The 16,949-nt window shown below is 63.1% G+C and carries 17 protein-coding genes; 1 reads left to right on the top strand and 16 read right to left on the bottom strand.

Annotated elements, in window-relative coordinates; translation table 11 throughout:
* Positions 1 to 10: 10 nt before the first annotated feature.
* From lpqB to EHW12_RS10670, 15 genes are all read right to left on the bottom strand, one after another.
* Positions 11 to 1,789 carry an MtrAB system accessory lipoprotein LpqB gene (gene lpqB, locus EHW12_RS10740; RefSeq protein ID WP_042450111.1) on the bottom strand — a complete coding sequence of 593 codons (1,779 nt, stop codon included), beginning with the start codon at positions 1,787 to 1,789 and terminating at the stop codon, positions 11 to 13.
* Positions 1,786 to 3,525 (bottom strand): MtrAB system histidine kinase MtrB, encoded by a 1,740-nt coding sequence (mtrB, locus tag EHW12_RS10735; protein WP_064688948.1) that lies wholly within the window; start codon positions 3,523 to 3,525, stop codon positions 1,786 to 1,788. The genes lpqB and mtrB overlap by 4 nt, the downstream gene beginning before the upstream one ends.
* Complete coding sequence (gene mtrA, locus EHW12_RS10730; RefSeq protein WP_125050598.1) at positions 3,522 to 4,199, bottom strand: MtrAB system response regulator MtrA; 678 nt, start codon at positions 4,197 to 4,199, stop codon at positions 3,522 to 3,524. The genes mtrB and mtrA overlap by 4 nt, the downstream gene beginning before the upstream one ends.
* 116 nt (positions 4,200 to 4,315) lie before the next feature.
* Positions 4,316 to 4,957: a dTMP kinase gene (locus tag EHW12_RS10725; RefSeq protein ID WP_064112583.1), complete on the bottom strand. Its 642-nt coding sequence runs from the start codon at positions 4,955 to 4,957 to the stop codon at positions 4,316 to 4,318.
* 80 nt (positions 4,958 to 5,037) lie between these two features.
* On the bottom strand, positions 5,038 to 6,516 hold the full coding sequence (gene ahcY / locus EHW12_RS10720; protein WP_003940766.1) for an adenosylhomocysteinase: 1,479 nt from the start codon (positions 6,514 to 6,516) through the stop codon (positions 5,038 to 5,040).
* 60 nt (positions 6,517 to 6,576) lie between these two features.
* The gene (locus EHW12_RS10715; protein ID WP_003941024.1) at positions 6,577 to 7,218 is read right to left on the bottom strand and encodes a TetR family transcriptional regulator; all 642 of its coding nucleotides are present in this window, start codon (positions 7,216 to 7,218) and stop codon (positions 6,577 to 6,579) included.
* 48 nt (positions 7,219 to 7,266) lie between these two features.
* Positions 7,267 to 7,449, bottom strand: coding sequence for a rubredoxin (locus EHW12_RS10710; RefSeq protein WP_003940894.1), 183 nt, complete (start codon positions 7,447 to 7,449; stop codon positions 7,267 to 7,269).
* Positions 7,446 to 7,631, bottom strand: a complete 186-nt coding sequence (locus tag EHW12_RS10705; protein WP_082900830.1) for a rubredoxin — start codon at positions 7,629 to 7,631, stop codon at positions 7,446 to 7,448. The genes EHW12_RS10710 and EHW12_RS10705 overlap by 4 nt, the downstream gene beginning before the upstream one ends.
* Positions 7,631 to 8,857: an alkane 1-monooxygenase gene (locus EHW12_RS10700; RefSeq protein WP_030535014.1), complete on the bottom strand. Its 1,227-nt coding sequence runs from the start codon at positions 8,855 to 8,857 to the stop codon at positions 7,631 to 7,633. Before EHW12_RS10700 ends, EHW12_RS10705 begins: the two co-directional genes overlap by 1 nt.
* Positions 8,858 to 8,968: 111 nt before the next feature.
* Positions 8,969 to 10,465 carry an amino acid permease gene (locus tag EHW12_RS10695; protein ID WP_019747776.1) on the bottom strand — a complete coding sequence of 499 codons (1,497 nt, stop codon included), beginning with the start codon at positions 10,463 to 10,465 and terminating at the stop codon, positions 8,969 to 8,971.
* An 86-nt stretch (positions 10,466 to 10,551) separates the two neighbouring features.
* Positions 10,552 to 11,511: a cation diffusion facilitator family transporter gene (locus tag EHW12_RS10690; RefSeq protein WP_003940794.1), complete on the bottom strand. Its 960-nt coding sequence runs from the start codon at positions 11,509 to 11,511 to the stop codon at positions 10,552 to 10,554.
* A gap of 8 nt (positions 11,512 to 11,519) precedes the next feature.
* A complete protein-coding gene (manA, locus tag EHW12_RS10685; RefSeq protein ID WP_064112580.1) occupies positions 11,520 to 12,752 on the bottom strand; it encodes a mannose-6-phosphate isomerase, class I in 1,233 nt (410 codons plus the stop codon).
* Positions 12,753 to 13,847, bottom strand: coding sequence for a hypothetical protein (locus tag EHW12_RS10680; RefSeq protein WP_030535017.1), 1,095 nt, complete (start codon positions 13,845 to 13,847; stop codon positions 12,753 to 12,755). It abuts the gene before it with no gap.
* Between the two features lie 163 nt (positions 13,848 to 14,010).
* Positions 14,011 to 15,384, bottom strand: a complete 1,374-nt coding sequence (locus EHW12_RS10675; protein WP_003941022.1) for a phosphomannomutase/phosphoglucomutase — start codon at positions 15,382 to 15,384, stop codon at positions 14,011 to 14,013.
* A 127-nt stretch (positions 15,385 to 15,511) separates the two neighbouring features.
* A complete protein-coding gene (locus tag EHW12_RS10670; protein WP_007731177.1) occupies positions 15,512 to 15,898 on the bottom strand; it encodes a DUF3499 domain-containing protein in 387 nt (128 codons plus the stop codon).
* A 79-nt stretch (positions 15,899 to 15,977) separates the two neighbouring features.
* Between EHW12_RS10670 and EHW12_RS10665 the strand changes: the two genes are divergently transcribed.
* Positions 15,978 to 16,466, top strand: a complete 489-nt coding sequence (locus EHW12_RS10665) for a metallopeptidase family protein (protein WP_003940797.1) — start codon at positions 15,978 to 15,980, stop codon at positions 16,464 to 16,466.
* Between the two features lie 175 nt (positions 16,467 to 16,641).
* Here the strand turns inward: EHW12_RS10665 and EHW12_RS10660 are convergent, their stop codons facing one another.
* Positions 16,642 to 16,920: a WhiB family transcriptional regulator gene (locus EHW12_RS10660; protein ID WP_020907098.1), complete on the bottom strand. Its 279-nt coding sequence runs from the start codon at positions 16,918 to 16,920 to the stop codon at positions 16,642 to 16,644.
* Between the last annotated feature and the right edge of the window lie 29 nt (positions 16,921 to 16,949).

Raw genomic sequence — 16,949 nt, 5'->3', positions numbered from 1 at the left:
CGCAGAGACGTCAGCCAGGCAGAACCGGAATCGCCTTCTGTCCGGTCAGCACGGTCACCTCACGCCAGCGGCGATCCCCGGCGGGGTCGTTGTTGTTCAGTTGGAACACCGCACGCGCGTCGGCGACGTACTCGGTGGTCGGCGACGCATCCACGGAGGTGACGGGAGCGGTCAGGTTTCCACTCGGCAGCGCGTCCATCCGTGAGCCGTCGATCGCGACCTGGACGACCGGTATGTCGGCTCCACTGCGCGCGATCACGATGGTGTCGCTGTTGCTCCAGTCGAGTGAGAGCGCGGTACTGCCCAAGCCGGAGGCCACTGCGCGTGGACTCGTCAGGGCGTAGACCCCGCTGGCGGTGCGCACGACCACAGCCAGGTAGACCTTGCCGTCGATGATCATCGCCGCTCGCACGCCGTCCCGCGACAGACGCAGTTCCGAGATCGTGGAACCGACCGACGTCAAGGCCCCGACGTCGACGTTGGTGACCGACACCCGGCCGGTGCCTGGTTCACGGACGACCCGAACGACGGTATTGCCGTTCACAGCCGTCCAGACCGCGTTGTTGTCCAACTCCCACGAAGGCCTGGTGATGGCGCTGCCTTCGAGTACCGGAACGGACCCTTCGCCGTATGTCCCGAGCGACAAGTCGAATCTTGTGCCGGGATCCGGCCGAGCGGTGTCCGCGACGGCTGCCACCAACTTGCCGTCCCGTGAGAGAGCAGCCGCCGTGAGGTTGCCCGCATTGCCCGCGAAACCGGGCACCGGAGTCGCCTCTTGCTCGGTGACACTCACCAGTGAACCGTTGCGCAGTGCGTGCAGTCCGACGGTTGCACTCGTGGTGGCCAGTGGGTTGGTGGATGCGACGTCGGCGGTGGTCCAGCCGTCGGCATGAGCCGCGTCCAGCGGTTCGCCGTCGATCTCCAGAACGTACGGCCCTGCCACATCGGCGTTGGCGAGCGTCCAAATGACCTGTGCTGCAAACAAACCGCGAGTAGCAGCATCCATCGGGTTGTCAAGGCGGAAGTTGATGCGCACACCACCGAGACCGACTCCGACCTGCCCCGGCTTACCGTCGGCCTTGGTGATCGGACCGATCACCGACACGCCATTGCCCAGTTCGTTTCGCACAGCCGGCGCCAGCGCTGCCTTCGGTCCGTCGATCATCAGACCGATCAGCTGAGCCGCCACCTGGTCCTGCCCGCCGGAGATCCAGCGAAGATCGGGGACGACCGTCTGGCTGGTGGGGTCGAGGAAGAACAACGACTTCCGCTGGTAAGCGCCGAGGAACTGCGGACGCTCCATGATCACGCCGGGAGGCAGATCACTGATCCGCCATTCGCCGTCGGTCAACGCCAGGGTCATCCTCGCTTCGAAGCTGCCCTCTTCGGGAACGTACAGTCCTCCCGGGTCGAGGCGACCGACCTTGTTCACACGAATCGTGTAGACGGCTTCGGTGCTGGTTCGAGAAACCGAGAGCACATCGACCTTGTCGACGATGACAGCACTTGCCGCGTCGTCCCAACGCGCCGAAGCGTCCTTGGTCAGGTACTGACGGGCTGCGGCGTGCCGGTTGGACGGATCGGTACTCGCCTTTACGAAGTCACGTACCAGCAGGTCCGGCTCTCGCCCCGATGCCGGTGATTCGACGGAGGTTCCGGGCACGGCTGTCGCCAGAGTTCCGATTGCCTGTGGCGACGAGGACTCCGGCAAACTCGCGCATGCACCGGTCAGCAACAGAACGCTCAGGGTTGTTGCGAGAAGTCCCAGACGACGGCGGGTTCCGATCATGATCGATCCCCACCGTTGGACTCGTTCCGTGAGTCAGTTTCGCGCGGAGTCGGCAAGGACGATGTGACCTCGCCGACGGTATCGGCGACGATGTCGGCTTCGCTCGGCGCGCGGACGAATTTGGTGGTCGTCGGCTTGAGTGGCAGCGGACTCGACACGACTTTCTTGCCACGGGTGCGCGAGAGCGTCAGCCGGAAGCAGGCTCCGACTCCCGGTTCGCCCCAGGCCTCGAGCTTGCCGTCGTGCAGATTCGCGTCCTCGACGCTGATCGCGAGGCCGAGTCCGGTGCCGCCACTGCGGCGCACGCGGGACGGGTCCGATCGCCAGAACCGGTTGAAGACCAACTTCTCCTCGCCCGGACGCAACCCGACGCCACTGTCGCGGACGATGAAGGCGAGGGCATTGTCGTCGGCGCGAAGGCGAAGCAGAATCGGCTTCCCCTCACCGTGGTCGATGGCGTTGGCCAGGAGATTTCGCAGGATGCGTTCGACGCGGCGCGGATCGACATCTGCCATGACGGGCTCGTCGGGCATGTCCACGATCAGTTCGGTGCCGGATTCGCGGGCGAGATGGCGAACTGTGGAAACGGCCGCTCGCGCACACATACGCACGTCGAGTTGTTCGGATGCGAGTTCCGCGACACCGGCGTCGTGGCGGGAGATCTCGAGGAGGTCCGCCAGAAGTCCCTCGAACCTGTCCAGCTCGGCGACAAGCAGTTCCGACGACCGACGCAGCATCGGGTCGAGGTTCTCGCTGCCGTCGTAGATCAGGTCGGCTGCCATCCGGACCGTGGTCAGAGGTGTGCGCAGTTCATGGCTGACATCGGAGGTGAAGCGTTTCTGGAGACTGCCGAACTCCTCCAGCTGGGTGATCTGTTTGGACAGACTCTCGGCCATCTCGTTGAAGGACATGGCCAGGCGCGCCATGTCGTCCTCGCCGCGGACCGGCATTCGTTCCTTGAGTCGGCCGTCTGCGAAACGCACCGCGATTCGTGAGGCCGATCGGATAGGAAGCACGACCTGCCTGGCAACCAACAGCGAAATCGCCGCCAAGAGCACCAGCAACACGGCTCCACCGATCAGCAGGGTGCTTCGAACAAGCGACAGACTCCGGTCTTCGCTGGCGAGCGGGAAGATCAGGTACAGCTCGAGTCCCGATATCGACGACGCGGTGGGGCTACCGATGATCAGCGCTGGACCGGAGTAACCGTTCGGGTTGGACACCGTCGCGAATTGGTAACTGATCTGGCCGCGTTTGACGAACTCGCGAAGGTTGTCGGGGATCTGATCGACCGGTCCCGAACTCGTCGGCTGGCGCGGCCCGTCCCCTGGCACGATGAGCACCGGGTCGAAGGTGCCGGCCGACCCGGAGGCCTGGCCCGAGGTCTGGTTTCGACGGCTCGTCAGTCCGGATGCAGCGCTTTCCAATTGAACGTTGAGCGCCGTCGAATCGTCGACGCCCGCGAGTTGGTCTTCGACGATGCCGCGGGCTCGGTCCATTTCCTCGGTCGCCGCGGTGATCTTCGTTTCCAACAGCCGATCGGTGATCTGGCTGGTCAGCACGACACCGAGAATGACGATGACGATCAAGGACAACGTCAAAGTCGAGACGACCACTCGCAGTTGGAGCGAGCGTCGCCACGTGTGCGCGAGGGTGTTGCTCATCGAGTGACACCACCGCAGAAATGGCGTCAGCCGTCGGTTGAGACGACGACGCCACCTGGAAACTCCGCTCACGGCGGTCCGGCCTTGTAGCCGACCCCCCTGACCGTCAGAACCACTTCGGGATTCTCGGGATCAGTTTCGACCTTGGCGCGCAAACGCTGAACGTGCACGTTCACCAGGCGGGTGTCGGCGGCGTGGCGGTATCCCCACACCTGCTCGAGGAGGACTTCACGGGTGAACACCTGGCGCGGCTTGCGCGCCAATGCGACCAGCAGGTCGAATTCTAGTGGTGTGAGCGAGATCTGCTCGCTGCCGCGGCTGACCTTGTGTGCCGGAACGTCGATCACGATGTCGGCGATGCTCAGCAGCTCGGCCGGCTCCTCTTCCGTGCGGCGCAGGCGAGCACGCACCCGCGCCACCAGCTCCTTCGGCTTGAACGGCTTCATGATGTAGTCGTCCGCACCGGATTCGAGGCCGAGTACGACGTCGACGGTGTCGGTCTTGGCCGTCAACATCACGATGGGCACGCCGGAATCCGCACGCAGAACTCGGCATACGTCGATCCCGTTCATTCCGGGAAGCATGAGATCGAGCAGGACGAGGTCGGGCCGGGTCTCACGCACTGCCGCGAGCGCCAGGGTTCCGTCGCCTACCACGTAGGGATCGAAACCCTCACCACGCAGCACGATCGTGAGCATCTCGGCGAGTGCCGTCTCGTCGTCGACAACCAGAATCCTTGGTTTCATATCCCTATCGTTGCATCTCGGAGCGATGAATCAGACCGTTACGAGGCCGTGCGGCGTGCCGCGTCTTTCCCTCTACTGTGCCGGAAAGTTCGAATCCCGGCCGCAAGGGTGACCGATCACGCGAAATCCGCGAGCCTGCGCGCCAGTTCGGCCGGGTCCGTCTCCGGCCCCACGATCCACCAGGGCGAGACCCAGTCCGTCGCTGCCAACTGCTTGTAGAGCTCACCGGTTCTGGCCTGCAGGCCGCCGTCGCGCTCGTAGGCGTCGAGCTGACGCGACGCGTCCTCGGCCTCACGCGAGCGGGCACGCTGCTCGGCCAGCGCTACCGGTACGTCGAGGTACAACTGCAGATCGGGAGCGGGAAGAGCGAGTCGACCCAACTCCAATTCACGGACCCAGGCGACCATCTCGCCGTCCACGCCCTGATGCGCGCGCGCCGCGTTGTAGGCGGCGTTGGACGCCACGTAGCGGTCGAGGAGAACAATGTCGTTGGCGGACAACAGGTCCGAGATCCGATCCGCCGCACCCGCGCGGTCCAGGGCGAACAGGACTGCCATCGCGTTCACGGATTCAGCCAGGTCTCCGTGCGATCCTTTGAGTGCCTCGGCAGCAAGATCCGCGTGGATCGACTTCCCGTACCGCGGAAAATCCAGAGTCGCGATCGACGTGCCGCCGCGGCGGAGTTCGCTCTCCACTTTGCCGATCAACGTTCGCTTTCCAGCGCCGTCGAGGCCTTCCAATGCCACCAGTGTTCCCACGGCGGACAAGCCTATCCCCCGGCCTGCTTGCGCAGACCGGGGGACGGCGGACGCTACATCCTCAGCGACGAATCACCGGGTCAGTAGCGGTAGTGCTCGGGCTTGTACGGGCCTTCGACGTCGACGCCGATGTACTCTGCCTGATCCTTCGTGAGCTTGGTCAGCGTGCCACCGAGTGCCTCGACGTGGATCTTGGCGACCTTCTCGTCGAGGTGCTTCGGGAGGCGGTAGACCTCGTTGTCGTACTCGTCCGGCTTCGTCCACAGTTCGATCTGCGCGATGACCTGGTTGGAGAAGCTGTTGCTCATCACGAACGACGGGTGGCCCGTCGCGTTGCCGAGGTTGAGCAGGCGGCCTTCGGACAGCACGATGATCGAGTGGCCGTCGGCGAACGTGAACTCGTCGACCTGCGGCTTGATGTTGATCCGCGTGACGTCGCCGGACTTCTCGAGGCCGGCCATGTCGATCTCGTTGTCGAAGTGACCGATGTTGCCCAGGATGGCCTGATGCTTCATGGCCTTCATGTGCTCGAACGTGATGATGTCCTTGTTACCGGTGGACGTGATCACGATGTCGGCCCAGCCGATGGCCTGCTCGACTGTCTTGACCTCGAAGCCGTCCATGAGCGCCTGCAGGGCGTTGATGGGGTCGACCTCGGTGACCGCGACGCGAGCGCCCTGGCCGCGAAGTGCCTCGGCACAACCCTTGCCGACGTCTCCGTAACCGCAGACCAGCGCAGCCTTGCCGCCGATCAGAACGTCGGTGCCGCGGTTGATGCCGTCGAGCAGCGAGTGGCGCGTGCCGTACTTGTTGTCGAACTTGCTCTTGGTGACCGAGTCGTTGACGTTGATAGCGGGGAACGTGAGTTCACCGGCAGCGGCAACCTGGTACAGGCGCAGAACGCCCGTGGTGGTCTCCTCGGTGACGCCCTGGACGGACTCGGCGATTGCCGTCCACTTTCCCTTGTCGGACTCGAGGGACTGACGCAGAAGTGCAAGGAAGACCTTGTACTCGTCGGAATCCTGGTCGTCGTCCGTCGGCGGGACGACGCCGGCCTTCTCGAACTGTGCGCCCTTGAGCACCAGCATGGTGGCGTCGCCGCCATCGTCGAGAATCATGTTGGCAGGCTCACCCGGCCAGGTCAGCATCTGCTCGGCTGCCCACCAGTACTCTTCGAGGGTTTCACCCTTCCAGGCGAAAACCGGAACGCCCTTGGGCTCTTCCGGGGTGCCGTGCGGACCGACGACGATGGCGGCGGCAGCGTGATCCTGCGTGGAGAAGATGTTGCATGAAGCCCAGCGGACCTCGGCGCCGAGCGCGGTCAGCGTCTCGATCAGCACCGCGGTCTGAATGGTCATGTGCAGCGAGCCGGAAACGCGAGCGCCCTTGAGCGGCAACACCTCTGCGTATTCGCGACGAAGCGCCATGAGGCCGGGCATCTCGTGCTCTGCCAGACGGATTTCCTTGCGACCGAACTCCGCGAGCGAAAGATCTGCAACTTTGAAGTCGATGCCGTTACGGCTCTCGGCCACGGGCGTTGTTGAAACTGAGGTCGTCATCTGCCTCTCCTGGTTGACGTGCATACTCTGCACAAGCCTATCGGTGTACCAGGCTATCGGTTAGACGCCCTCTCCCGCCCGCCCCTCTACTGCGCGGCCCTCGCGCGCCACGTCGATGAACGGCCCGAGCAGTATGCCCAGATCCTCCGCCACCGAAGCCTCGGACTCCGGCGGCATCGAAATGTAGCTCAGCCCGAGACGCGCAATCGCCCTGGCCAGAATTCCGGCGTCGGCGGGTGACGCCTGAATCCACCCTCGCTGGAAACTCTCCGCAAGCCGCGACGACGCGCGCTCGATGATGACCGCACTGTCGGTGGTGATCAGGCGAAGCAGGTCCGGCTTGGCCTCACCGGTGAGCAGAGAGATCACCAACGGGTCGGTTGCACTGGAGGCGAAAAACGATCCGAAACCCGCCGTCAACGCCTCGACTGCACGTCCGTCGTTCGCCACCATGGCCTCGTCCACCGCGTCGACGAAGCCGTCAGCAAGGCGAAGCGCGTACGCCTCGGCAAGCCCTTGCCTCGAGCCGAACTCGTTGTAGAGCGTCTGACGACTCACACCGGCATGCTTGGCCAGAACCGTCAGCGTCACCTCGGACCAGTCGCGCTCGGTCAACAACTCACGCATCGAATCGAGCACCGACGTACGCAGCAGCAGGCGCGACGCTTCTTTCTGCGGCAGACGAGTGGGCGTCGAAGTCATGGTGACGACACTACCGCCGCACCTAGGTCCGTTCGACGCCGACGCATCTCACCGTCGTTCGACCTCAACCATGAAGAAGTCGCTCTTCGCCGCCCCGCAGTCCGGGCAACTCCAGTCTTCGGGAATGTCGTCCCAGCGAGTGCCCGGTTCGATACCGTCCTCCGGCCAGCCGACTGCCTCGTCGTACTCGAAGCCGCATTGCGCGCACTGATACAGCTTGTAGTCGTTCATGATTCACTCCCCGCCGTTGCCGGCATCGGCTCGAAGTCCAGCTTTTCCCTCACGCCGCAGTCCGGACAGCACCAGTCGTCCGGCACGGCATCCCACGGCGTGCCCGCCGGAAACCCTTCTCGTGGTGCACCCTTCGATTCGTCGTAGACGTATTCACAGACCGGGCATCGATACCTGCTCATCACGCTGCTCCGTACCGAGCAAGGATGCGATCACGCTTGGACGGCTGAACGTTGACGCGGGTGATGTCGCCGCCGTAGTGCGCAAGGACTTTGGGATCCATCACTTTTCGCCACAGCGGTGGAACGTAGGCGAGGATGATCATGCTCGCGTACCCACTGGGCAGGTTGGGCGCACCGTCCATGCTTCGAAGCGTCTGATAACGACGCGTCGGGTTCGCGTGATGATCGCTGTGACGCTGGAGGTGATACAGGAAGATGTTGGTGCAGATGTGATCACTGTTCCAACTGTGCTCCGGTGCTGCACGCTCGTACCGCCCGCTGTCCAGACGACGACGCTTCAGTCCGTAATGTTCGAGGTAGTTGACGGTTTCGAGCAGACAGAATCCGAACACGGCCTGCAGCACCAGGAACGGCAGTACCGAAAGGCCGAAGACGGCGACGAGGACACCGAACAGTACGACGGACATCAACCACGAATGCAGGACGTCGTTGCGAATTGTCCACGGCTTCTTACCCAGTCGATCGAGTCTGGCCTTTTCCAGGGACCACGACGAGCGCAGAGATCCCCACACACTGCGCGGCAGGAAGGTCCAGAAGCTCTCACCGAAGCGAGACGACGCCGGATCCTCGGGCGTGGCGACGCGCACGTGGTGTCCACGATTGTGCTCGATGTAGAAGTGGCCGTAAAACGACTGCGCCAGAGTGATCTTCGACAACCAGCGTTCGAGATCGTCCTTCTTGTGACCGAGCTCGTGTGCGGTGTTGATCCCGATTCCTGCGACACAACCGATACTGATCGCCAGACCGATCTTGGAGATCAGCCCAAGTCCCCCGTCGATTCCGAGCCAGGACAGATCGGTCGCCGACCAGAGGTAGCAGGCCAGGACCAGGCTGACCAACTGGAACGGTATGTAGATGTAGGTGCAATACCGGTAGTACTTGTCGTTCTCGAGGCGCTCCATCACTTCGTCCGGCGGATTCTCGCCGTCCGGGCCGAAGAAGATGTCGAGGATCGGGAGCAGGATGTAGACGAGAAGCGGCCCGATCCACCACCACACCGGCGAGACCGCATTCCATCCGAGACTGTTGAACAACGCGACCAATCCGACGGCGATGAAGACCGCCGTCGGCGGCACGAGGCCGAGCAGCCAGAGGTATCTCTTCTTGTCACGCCACTGCTCGGGCGGGAGCGTCTGGCCGGATTGCGAGTCCACGTGCGTCGACACGGTCTACCTCCTCGATTCGGACCGACCCGAAAACTGTGAGTCAGTTCACTATGAGGTAGACAGTACTACTGATTTTGTACAATTGATAGACAAATTACAATCTTTGTACATTTACTCGATTTCGCCGCGTTCACGCTTCCCGATCAACGAGTGCTGCCTGCTGTAGGCGAAGTAGATGACAACGCCGAGGGCCATCCAGACCACGAACCTCATCCAGGTCTCCACCGACAGGTTGAACATCAACCAGAGACACGCGAGGACAGCCAGGATCGGGATCAGCGGGACCAGTGGCACCCTGAACCCGCGAGGTAGGTCCGGCCGCGTCCGACGAAGCACGAGAACCCCCAACGACACGAGAACAAAAGCGAACAGTGTGCCGATGTTGACCATTTCCTCGAGGGTGCCGATCGGAAAAACGCCGGCGAGCACCGCGACCACGACGCCGACCAAGATCGTGATCCGCACAGGGGTTCCGTGCTTGCCGGTCGGTGCCAGGCGTCGTGGCATCAGACCGTCGCGTGCCATCGCGAAGAGCACCCTGGTCTGCCCGAGCATCAGCACCATCACCACTGTCGTGAGACCGGCCAAAGCGCCGAACGAGATGACGTTTTTCGCCCACGTGATGTCGTGGAAAGCGAATGCCGTTGCCAGGTTGGAGGTATCGCCCTCGAGCTCGGTGTATTTCACCATCCCCGTCAGCACCAGTGTCACCGCCACGTACAGAACCGTGACGATCAGGAGAGAACCCAGGATGCCGCGTGGCAGCGCCTTCTGCGGCTCCTTCGCCTCCTCCGCCGTCGTGGCGACGACGTCGAAGCCGATGAACGCGAAGAACACCAGACTGGCTGCCGCGAGCAATCCGTACCACCCGAACGTGCTGCCACCGGCCCCGGTCACGTACGAGAACAACGACTGGTGGATGCCCTCTCCCGTCGAGCCCGGCTCCGACGGCGGAATGTACGGCGAGTAGTTGTCGGTGTCGATGTAGAACAGACCGACGATGATCACCAGCAACACCACCGCGACCTTGATCGCCGTGATCACCAGTGACACCCTCGACGAGAGTTTTGTGCCGGTCGCGAGCAGGATCGTGATGACAGCGATCACCAGCACCGCACCCCAGTCGAACGATATCGGCCCCAACTCGACGATCGGGCTGCGTGAGCCCATCACTTCGCCGAGGTACAGCGACCAGCCTTTGGCGACCACCGAAGACGCCAAGGCGAATTCGAGGATGAGATCCCAGCCGATGATCCAGGCGACGAATTCGCCGAACGTCGCGTACGAGAACGTGTACGCGCTTCCGGCAACCGGGACCGTCGACGCGAATTCGGCGTAACACAGCGCTGCCAGTCCGCAGGCGATGGCGGCAATGACGAACGCGAGCGAGACCGACGGCCCGGCGACATTTCCCGCCGTCCGAGCCGTGAGTGTGAAGATGCCCGCACCGATGACGACTGCGACACCGAACACCGTGAGATCCCACGAGTTCAGTTCTTTCCGGAGTTTGGTTTCCGGCTCGTCGGTGTCCTTGATGGACTGCTCGATCGATTTGGTTCGAAACAGCTTCGACCGTCCAGATCCGGCCTGCTCGTCCTTGACAGCCATTGCCGCCTCCTTGCTGGGGACCAGCAGGTCCCACCATGGGCAAGTAGAGAGATGGCATCAGCCTAAGCCCGCAGGCGCAGCTTTGTTCAGGGTTTGTCGGGAGCCTGTAGATCTGTTTCAGGGCGATCTCCTGCGCTGAGACGATCCAGGTCCGGCTCGAGGTAGATCACCCGCGCCGCAGGCACTGCAGCGCGCACGCGAGACTCGGCCTCGTCGATCGCCGTCGCCACGTCCGAGATCGTCGATCCGATCGGCACCGCAACCTTGGCAGCAACAAGGATCTCCTCGGGACCGAGGTACTGCGTCTTGCAATGAATGACGCGTTCGATACGAGTTCCGTCGACCAGGGCGTTGAGGATCAGTTCGGTCTCCACCGCCGTTGCGCCCTCACCGATCAGCAGCGACTGCATTTCGATGATCAGAATGACCGCGATGATGCCGAGCAGGACACCGATGCACAGAGTTCCGATGCCGTCGAAGACCGGATTTCCGGTCACCATCGTGAGACCGACGCCGCCGAGTGCAAGGACGAGACCGATCAATGCGCCGGTGTCCTCGAGCAGCACAACCGGGAGTTCCGGGCTACGAGAGGTTCGGATGAAGTTCCACCACGACGCATTTCCCTTGAGCGGTCGTGATTCCTTCGCTGCGGTCCGGAAGCTGTAGCCCTCCAGACAAATCGCTATGACAAGAATAGCGATTGCCACGAAAGCCGAATTGAGTTCTTCCGGATGTTGAATCTTGTGAATACCTTCGTAGATCGCGAACAGCGAACCGAGGGTGAAGAGCACCAGTGCAACGACGAACGAATAGAAGTATCGGTTGCGCCCGTAGCCGAACGGGTGCAGTTGATCCGCGTCACGTTCTGCCTTCTTCTGCCCCAGGAGCAGCAAACCCTGATTGGACGTGTCGGCCACCGAGTGCACCGATTCGGCGAGCATCGACGACGATCCGGTGATCAAGAATCCGGCGAACTTGGCTACGGCAATTCCGGCATTGGCTCCGAGGGCCGCCAGAATTGCCTTCTTGCCACCATGAGCCGACACAATGTCTCCTAGTTTCCGACTACGGCACTGAAAACCTGCGCAGTCGGGGTCCGTGTGCTCAGGTGTATCGCGGGCTCGTCGGCAGCGATCCACGCCGCTCGGCCTCGATCGAGGTCGAGAGTGTCAGTGCCGCACGTCGCAGTGACCGCGCCGTCGGTGCAGATCAGAATCCGCGGGCCTGAAGCGTCGACGACGATGTCCGTGGAATTCGCGTCGAACTCCAGACGCGTCAAACGAAATTCGGGCGCCGGCGTGACGTACTCGTATCTACCTGATCCTGACTGACCTGATCCAGATGACGGGGCCGGATCGAGCACTTCGATATCGGCCCCGACGAAGTCCAGAACCCTCAGCAATTCGGGCACGTCGACGTGCTTCGGTGTCAGCCCACCGCGCAGCACGTTGTCGGAGTTGGCCATGATCTCGACCGCGAGTCCATGGAGATACGCGTGGAGATTGCCGGCAGCGAGAAACAGTCCTTGGCCGGGCTCGAGGGTGACGCGGTTGAGCAGCAGTGCCGCCAGAACACCGGCGTCGCCGGGGTACGCCTCGCTCAATTCCAGCGCGGTGCGGATCTCGGTCACGAATTCGGCGTCGTGGTGCGCGACGTAGGTGATGCACCCGGCAAGTACGGCAGGGAGCAAGGTCCCGAGCACCGTGGACGGCAGCGTGATCCATGTCGTGAACAACGCCCGCAGTCCGTCGGAATCGGGTTGGCCTTCGAGCAGACCGATGTACGGCTCCAACTCGTCGACGGCCAGAGCGCGCAGCAGTTTGACAGTCCGCGTCGGCTCGCGGAATCCGGCAAGCGCTTCGAATCTGCTCAGCGCGACAACGAGTTCGGGCTTGTGGCTGCCGTCCTTGTAGTTGCGAATCGGCGATTCCATGGGAACGCCGATTGCGTTCTCACGACGAAAACCCTCGTCGGCTTGAACGGCGCTGGGGTGCGCTTGAAGCGACAGCGGTTCTTCCGCCGCAAGCAGCTTGAGCAGGAATGGGAGTCGCTCACCGAATGTCTCGAGGTTCTCGCGGCCGAGTTCGCGTTCGGGTTCGCGGTGCAGGACCTCGAGCAACGACTCGCTTCCGGATTCGGTGATCACGCGCGCCGGGTCACCCGGGTGCGCGCCCAACCACAATTCCGCTTCGGGATGATTCGACGGAGTCGAAAGACCGCGTAGTTCGGCAATTGCCGTTCGCGAGCCCCACGCGTAAGAACGAAGTGCACCTTCGAGTTCACGCACTTACTTCGCACCGCCCGTCAACTGCACGTACGCCGCGGCCATGTCTACTCGAGACGCCAACACGAATACCTGCTCCATCTCCGATATGACCACGTTGGTCTGGTCTTCGTCTGCCGCGACCACCAGGTCGGCGTCAGCCAGTGCGTCCATCCGGCGCCTCGCCTCCCCGCGCGTGGATTCGGTCGCGAAGACGAACGCCCGCGCCGGCGGGGTCGGCAGCGCGCCGTCGAGTTGCGGATCGTGAAAGAAGGGGTCGTGGAACACCGAATCACGTGAAGCTGCGTCCGGCGCGAACAGTGCCCGCGCCGAACGAATCACCTCGGACATCTCGGCGGCAGCGGCGTTCAGGCCGGAGCTCATCAGCGCAACGCTCGAGAACTCTGCGAGTGCTGTTGTCACGGAACCACTTCCACACAGAACGACTCGTCGGCCGCTCATCCTGGTGGCCAACGACTTGGCCGGGTTGTGGAATACCTCGTTGGCCGGTCCGTCCCGCAGCGCCTCCGCATCAACTGCGTCGGCGATTCGACCGAGCACCGCCGAACGGTCCTCGATCGATCCCTTGCCCTCGATTTCGGCGGCAACCGCGAGGAAGACGGCGAGGAACCGCGTCATCGTGTGCCGGGGCGAGGCGTAGAGCCGCGGTGGCAAGGGCATGGTGCGCCCGGCCGCCACGGCTCGCATGGGCCCCTCGTCGGGAACGGCGACAACAACCTCGGCGCCGCGGCGTACGGCACTGTCAACGGATTCGACGAGGCGTGGATCACCGGCATCGTCACCGGCGACGACGATCACGTCCAACGGCCCGGCCCACGACGGCGTCCGGTCGAGAACGAGGAGCGGGCAACCGACCGAATCTCCGACGAGAGCAAGCGCGATCCTGGCTCCGTGCCGGGCGCCACCCGCGCCGGCGATCAGTACGACGCTGCGCGGACGCAGACCGGCCAATCGGGAGATCACACCCTCACCGACGGCCGACGCGGTGGCCCGAATCTGTGCGCCGCCCATGGCTACAGACCGCAGTAGCCCCTCCGAATCGGCAGCTGACAAACCCTCGCTGTCGTCGAGGTCGAGAAGCGGCATCGGCGCTGTCATCTCACCGCACCCCCTTCTCCGTTAGCAGTTCCCGCACCATCCAGCATTCCAGCTCCACGCGGTCCGTGGTGGCAAAGCCCTCGTTCCCGAGGCCGTCGTTCCTGAGATAGTCCCCCAACTATCCCAGGGCTTCGGCTCACCGACAAACCGATCAGACTCGGATTCAAGCCCGGACGATCGCCAGAATTTCGTTCACCAATGCGTCGACATCGGCGGACGTGGGTGCTTCGACGTTGAGTCGCAGCAGTGGTTCGGTGTTGGACGCGCGCAAGTTGAACCAGGCATTTCCCTCGAGACTGACCGTGACACCGTCGAGGCGATCCACCGACTCGGTGCGGTCGGCAAATGCCGCCAGTACAGCGGCCGTACGATCTGCCGCGTCAGCCACGGTGGAGTTGATCTCGCCCGAGGCCGCGTAGCGGGTGTACTCCGCCATCAACTCGGAGAGCGGACGATCCTGCTCGCCCAGTGCGGCGAGTACGTGCAGCGCCGCGAGCATGCCGGAGTCGGCGCCCCAGAAGTCGCGGAAGTAGTAGTGAGCGGAGTGCTCGCCGCCGAACACCGCACCGGTCTCGGCCATCTCCTGCTTGATGAACGAGTGGCCGACTCGGGTACGAATAGCGACGCCGCCGAGTTCTTCGACCAGTTCGGGCACTGCCCGTGACGTGATCAGGTTGTGGATGATCGACGCGCCCGGTTCCTTCGCGAGTTCGCGCTTGGCGACAAGTGCCGTCACCGCGGACGGCGAGACCGGGTCGCCCTTCTCGTCTACGACGAAGCAACGGTCCGCGTCACCGTCGAACGCCAAGCCGATGTCCGCTCCGGTTTCGCGCACGTAGGCCTGCAGGTCGACGAGGTTGGCCGGATCGAGCGGATTGGCTTCGTGGTTGGGGAACGTGCCGTCGAGCTCGAAGTACAGCGGCAGGACGTCGAGGGGCATCGGCCCGAATACGGCCGGCGCGGTATGGCCGCCCATACCGTTGCCTGCATCGACTGCGACCTTCAGCGGGCGCAACGCAGCCAGGTCGACCAATCCGCGGAGGTAGCTCGCGTATTCCTCGAGGACGTCCTTGGTGCTGGCGGTGCCTGCCGGTCCGTCGTACGCGGGAACACCCGAGACGACCTCGGCGGAGATGACTGCGAGGCCGGTGTCCTGACCGACCGGCTTGGCGCCGGCCCGACACATCTTGATGCCGTTGTACTTGGCGGGATTGTGGCTCGCCGTGAACATCGCGCCCGGGCAGTTCAGCAAACCGGATGCAAAGTAGAGCTCGTCGGTCGACGCCAATCCGATGTAGACGACGTCGAGCCCTTGAGCAAGCACGCCGTCACCGAAAGCCGAAGACAGTGTGGGCGACGATGCGCGCATGTCGTAGCCGATCACAACCGTCGTGGCGGCGCCGGCCTCGTCGCGGACCAGGCGGGCGAACGACGCACCGACGTCGCGGACAAAATCTTCGTCGATCTGCTCACCGACCACACCGCGTACGTCGTACGCCTTGATGATTGCAGCAACCGACTCGGCTGTTCGCCCCACTGAAAACTCTCCTTGTGCATGCACCCTCACAGACGGGAACGTCCGGGCGCATGGCGTCCGGAGATTCGCAGTACTCGGGTGTGGAAGTACTCGGTCGAGCCTAGCGTCTACGGCGACGAATCTCGCGTCAGTTGGACGGGTCGGGCAGAACGCGTAGGTGTCCACGACGCCCTGTACGGGCAGTACTCGGAGCTGCGGGACGTATGTCCTCATCTGCATCGACGTTGGACTTGCTGCGATCTCCGAGACCGGCCTCACGTACAGCTTCAGCCAAAGCGGTCAGATCGTCTTCGTCGGGAGTACTCGACGCGAATCCGCCTTCGTGGCGGACGAGTTCCCACCCCTTGGGGGCGGTGATTCGAGAGCCGTGAGTGTCACACAAATCCCATGAATGGGGCTCGGCGACGGTTGCCAGCGGCCCGACAACCGCAGTGGAGTCCGAGTAGACATACGTAAGCGTCGCGACGGCGGGGTTCTTGCACCCGGGGCGGCAGCAGCGACGCAGAGATCTCACAGGTACGGAGCCTAGCCCTCCCCACGTCCGGAACCTACTCGGACACACCGAGCAGTTTCTCCTGTCGTAATCTGGCGCCATGCCACAAGCCCGCCGCCGACGCTCGGTCACTACTCGTTCCATCGAGCGACACGGCCGTGGCCTGCGCGGACCGCTACTTCCCCCGGAGGTGCCCGCCAGGCGTACCCGCGCGGAGAAGTTCGATCTCCTGGTGCTCGACGCCTTCTCTCCCGTCGACCTCGCATGGCACGACCGGCTGACGAAACTCGACATCGCAGTGGACGAAGTTCCGAAGATTCACGCGCACGATCCGGAGTCCGTCACATGGCCGCCGGAGGTCATCGCAGACGGCCCGGTTCCACTGTCACGACTGATTCCGGCCGGAATCGACCGTCACGGAAATACGACTCGCGCAAGAATTGTGCTGTTTCGCCGCCCATTGGAGCAGCGAGCGAAGGATCCGGAAGAACTCACGGATCTGGTGCACGACGTGTTGGTCCATCAAGTCGGCACGTATCTGGGCGTCGACCCACAGGTCATCGACCCCACGCTGCCCGACGAGGACTGATACTGCCCGACGAGGACTGACGCACTGTCAGACGAAAAAACTGATGTCACACGAAGAAGTAAATCCACACGAAGAACAAAACAGTCGTTGCTTGACCTGCAATTCCCCGTTGCAGGTCAGACTTTCGAAGACCGCCCGTCAGCCCCGACGCTGACAGAACCGATTCAGCAGCAGATCAGATGATCCCCCGCTTGAGTCGCCGACGCTCGCGCTCGGACAACCCTCCCCAGATTCCGAACCGTTCGTCGTTCGCGAGCGCGTACTCGAGGCACTCGTCACGAACTTCACAACCGAGGCAGATCCGTTTTGCTTCCCTCGTCGATCCTCCCTTTTCAGGAAAGAACGCTTCGGGATCGGTCTGCGCGCAGAGAGCACGCTCCTGCCACTGATCCTCGATGGTGTCGAACAATTCTTCGAAGCCGGTGACGAGACTCAGCACTGGCCGAGTACTCATACCGTCGAACTCACTGCTGCAGGCACCTT

The sequence above is a fragment of the Rhodococcus sp. NJ-530 genome (genome assembly GCF_003860625.1).
GTDB lineage: Bacteria > Actinomycetota > Actinomycetes > Mycobacteriales > Mycobacteriaceae > Rhodococcus_F > Rhodococcus_F qingshengii.
Note: the sequence above shows the minus strand (reverse complement) of the source record. Positions and strands in the feature narration are given on the sequence as shown.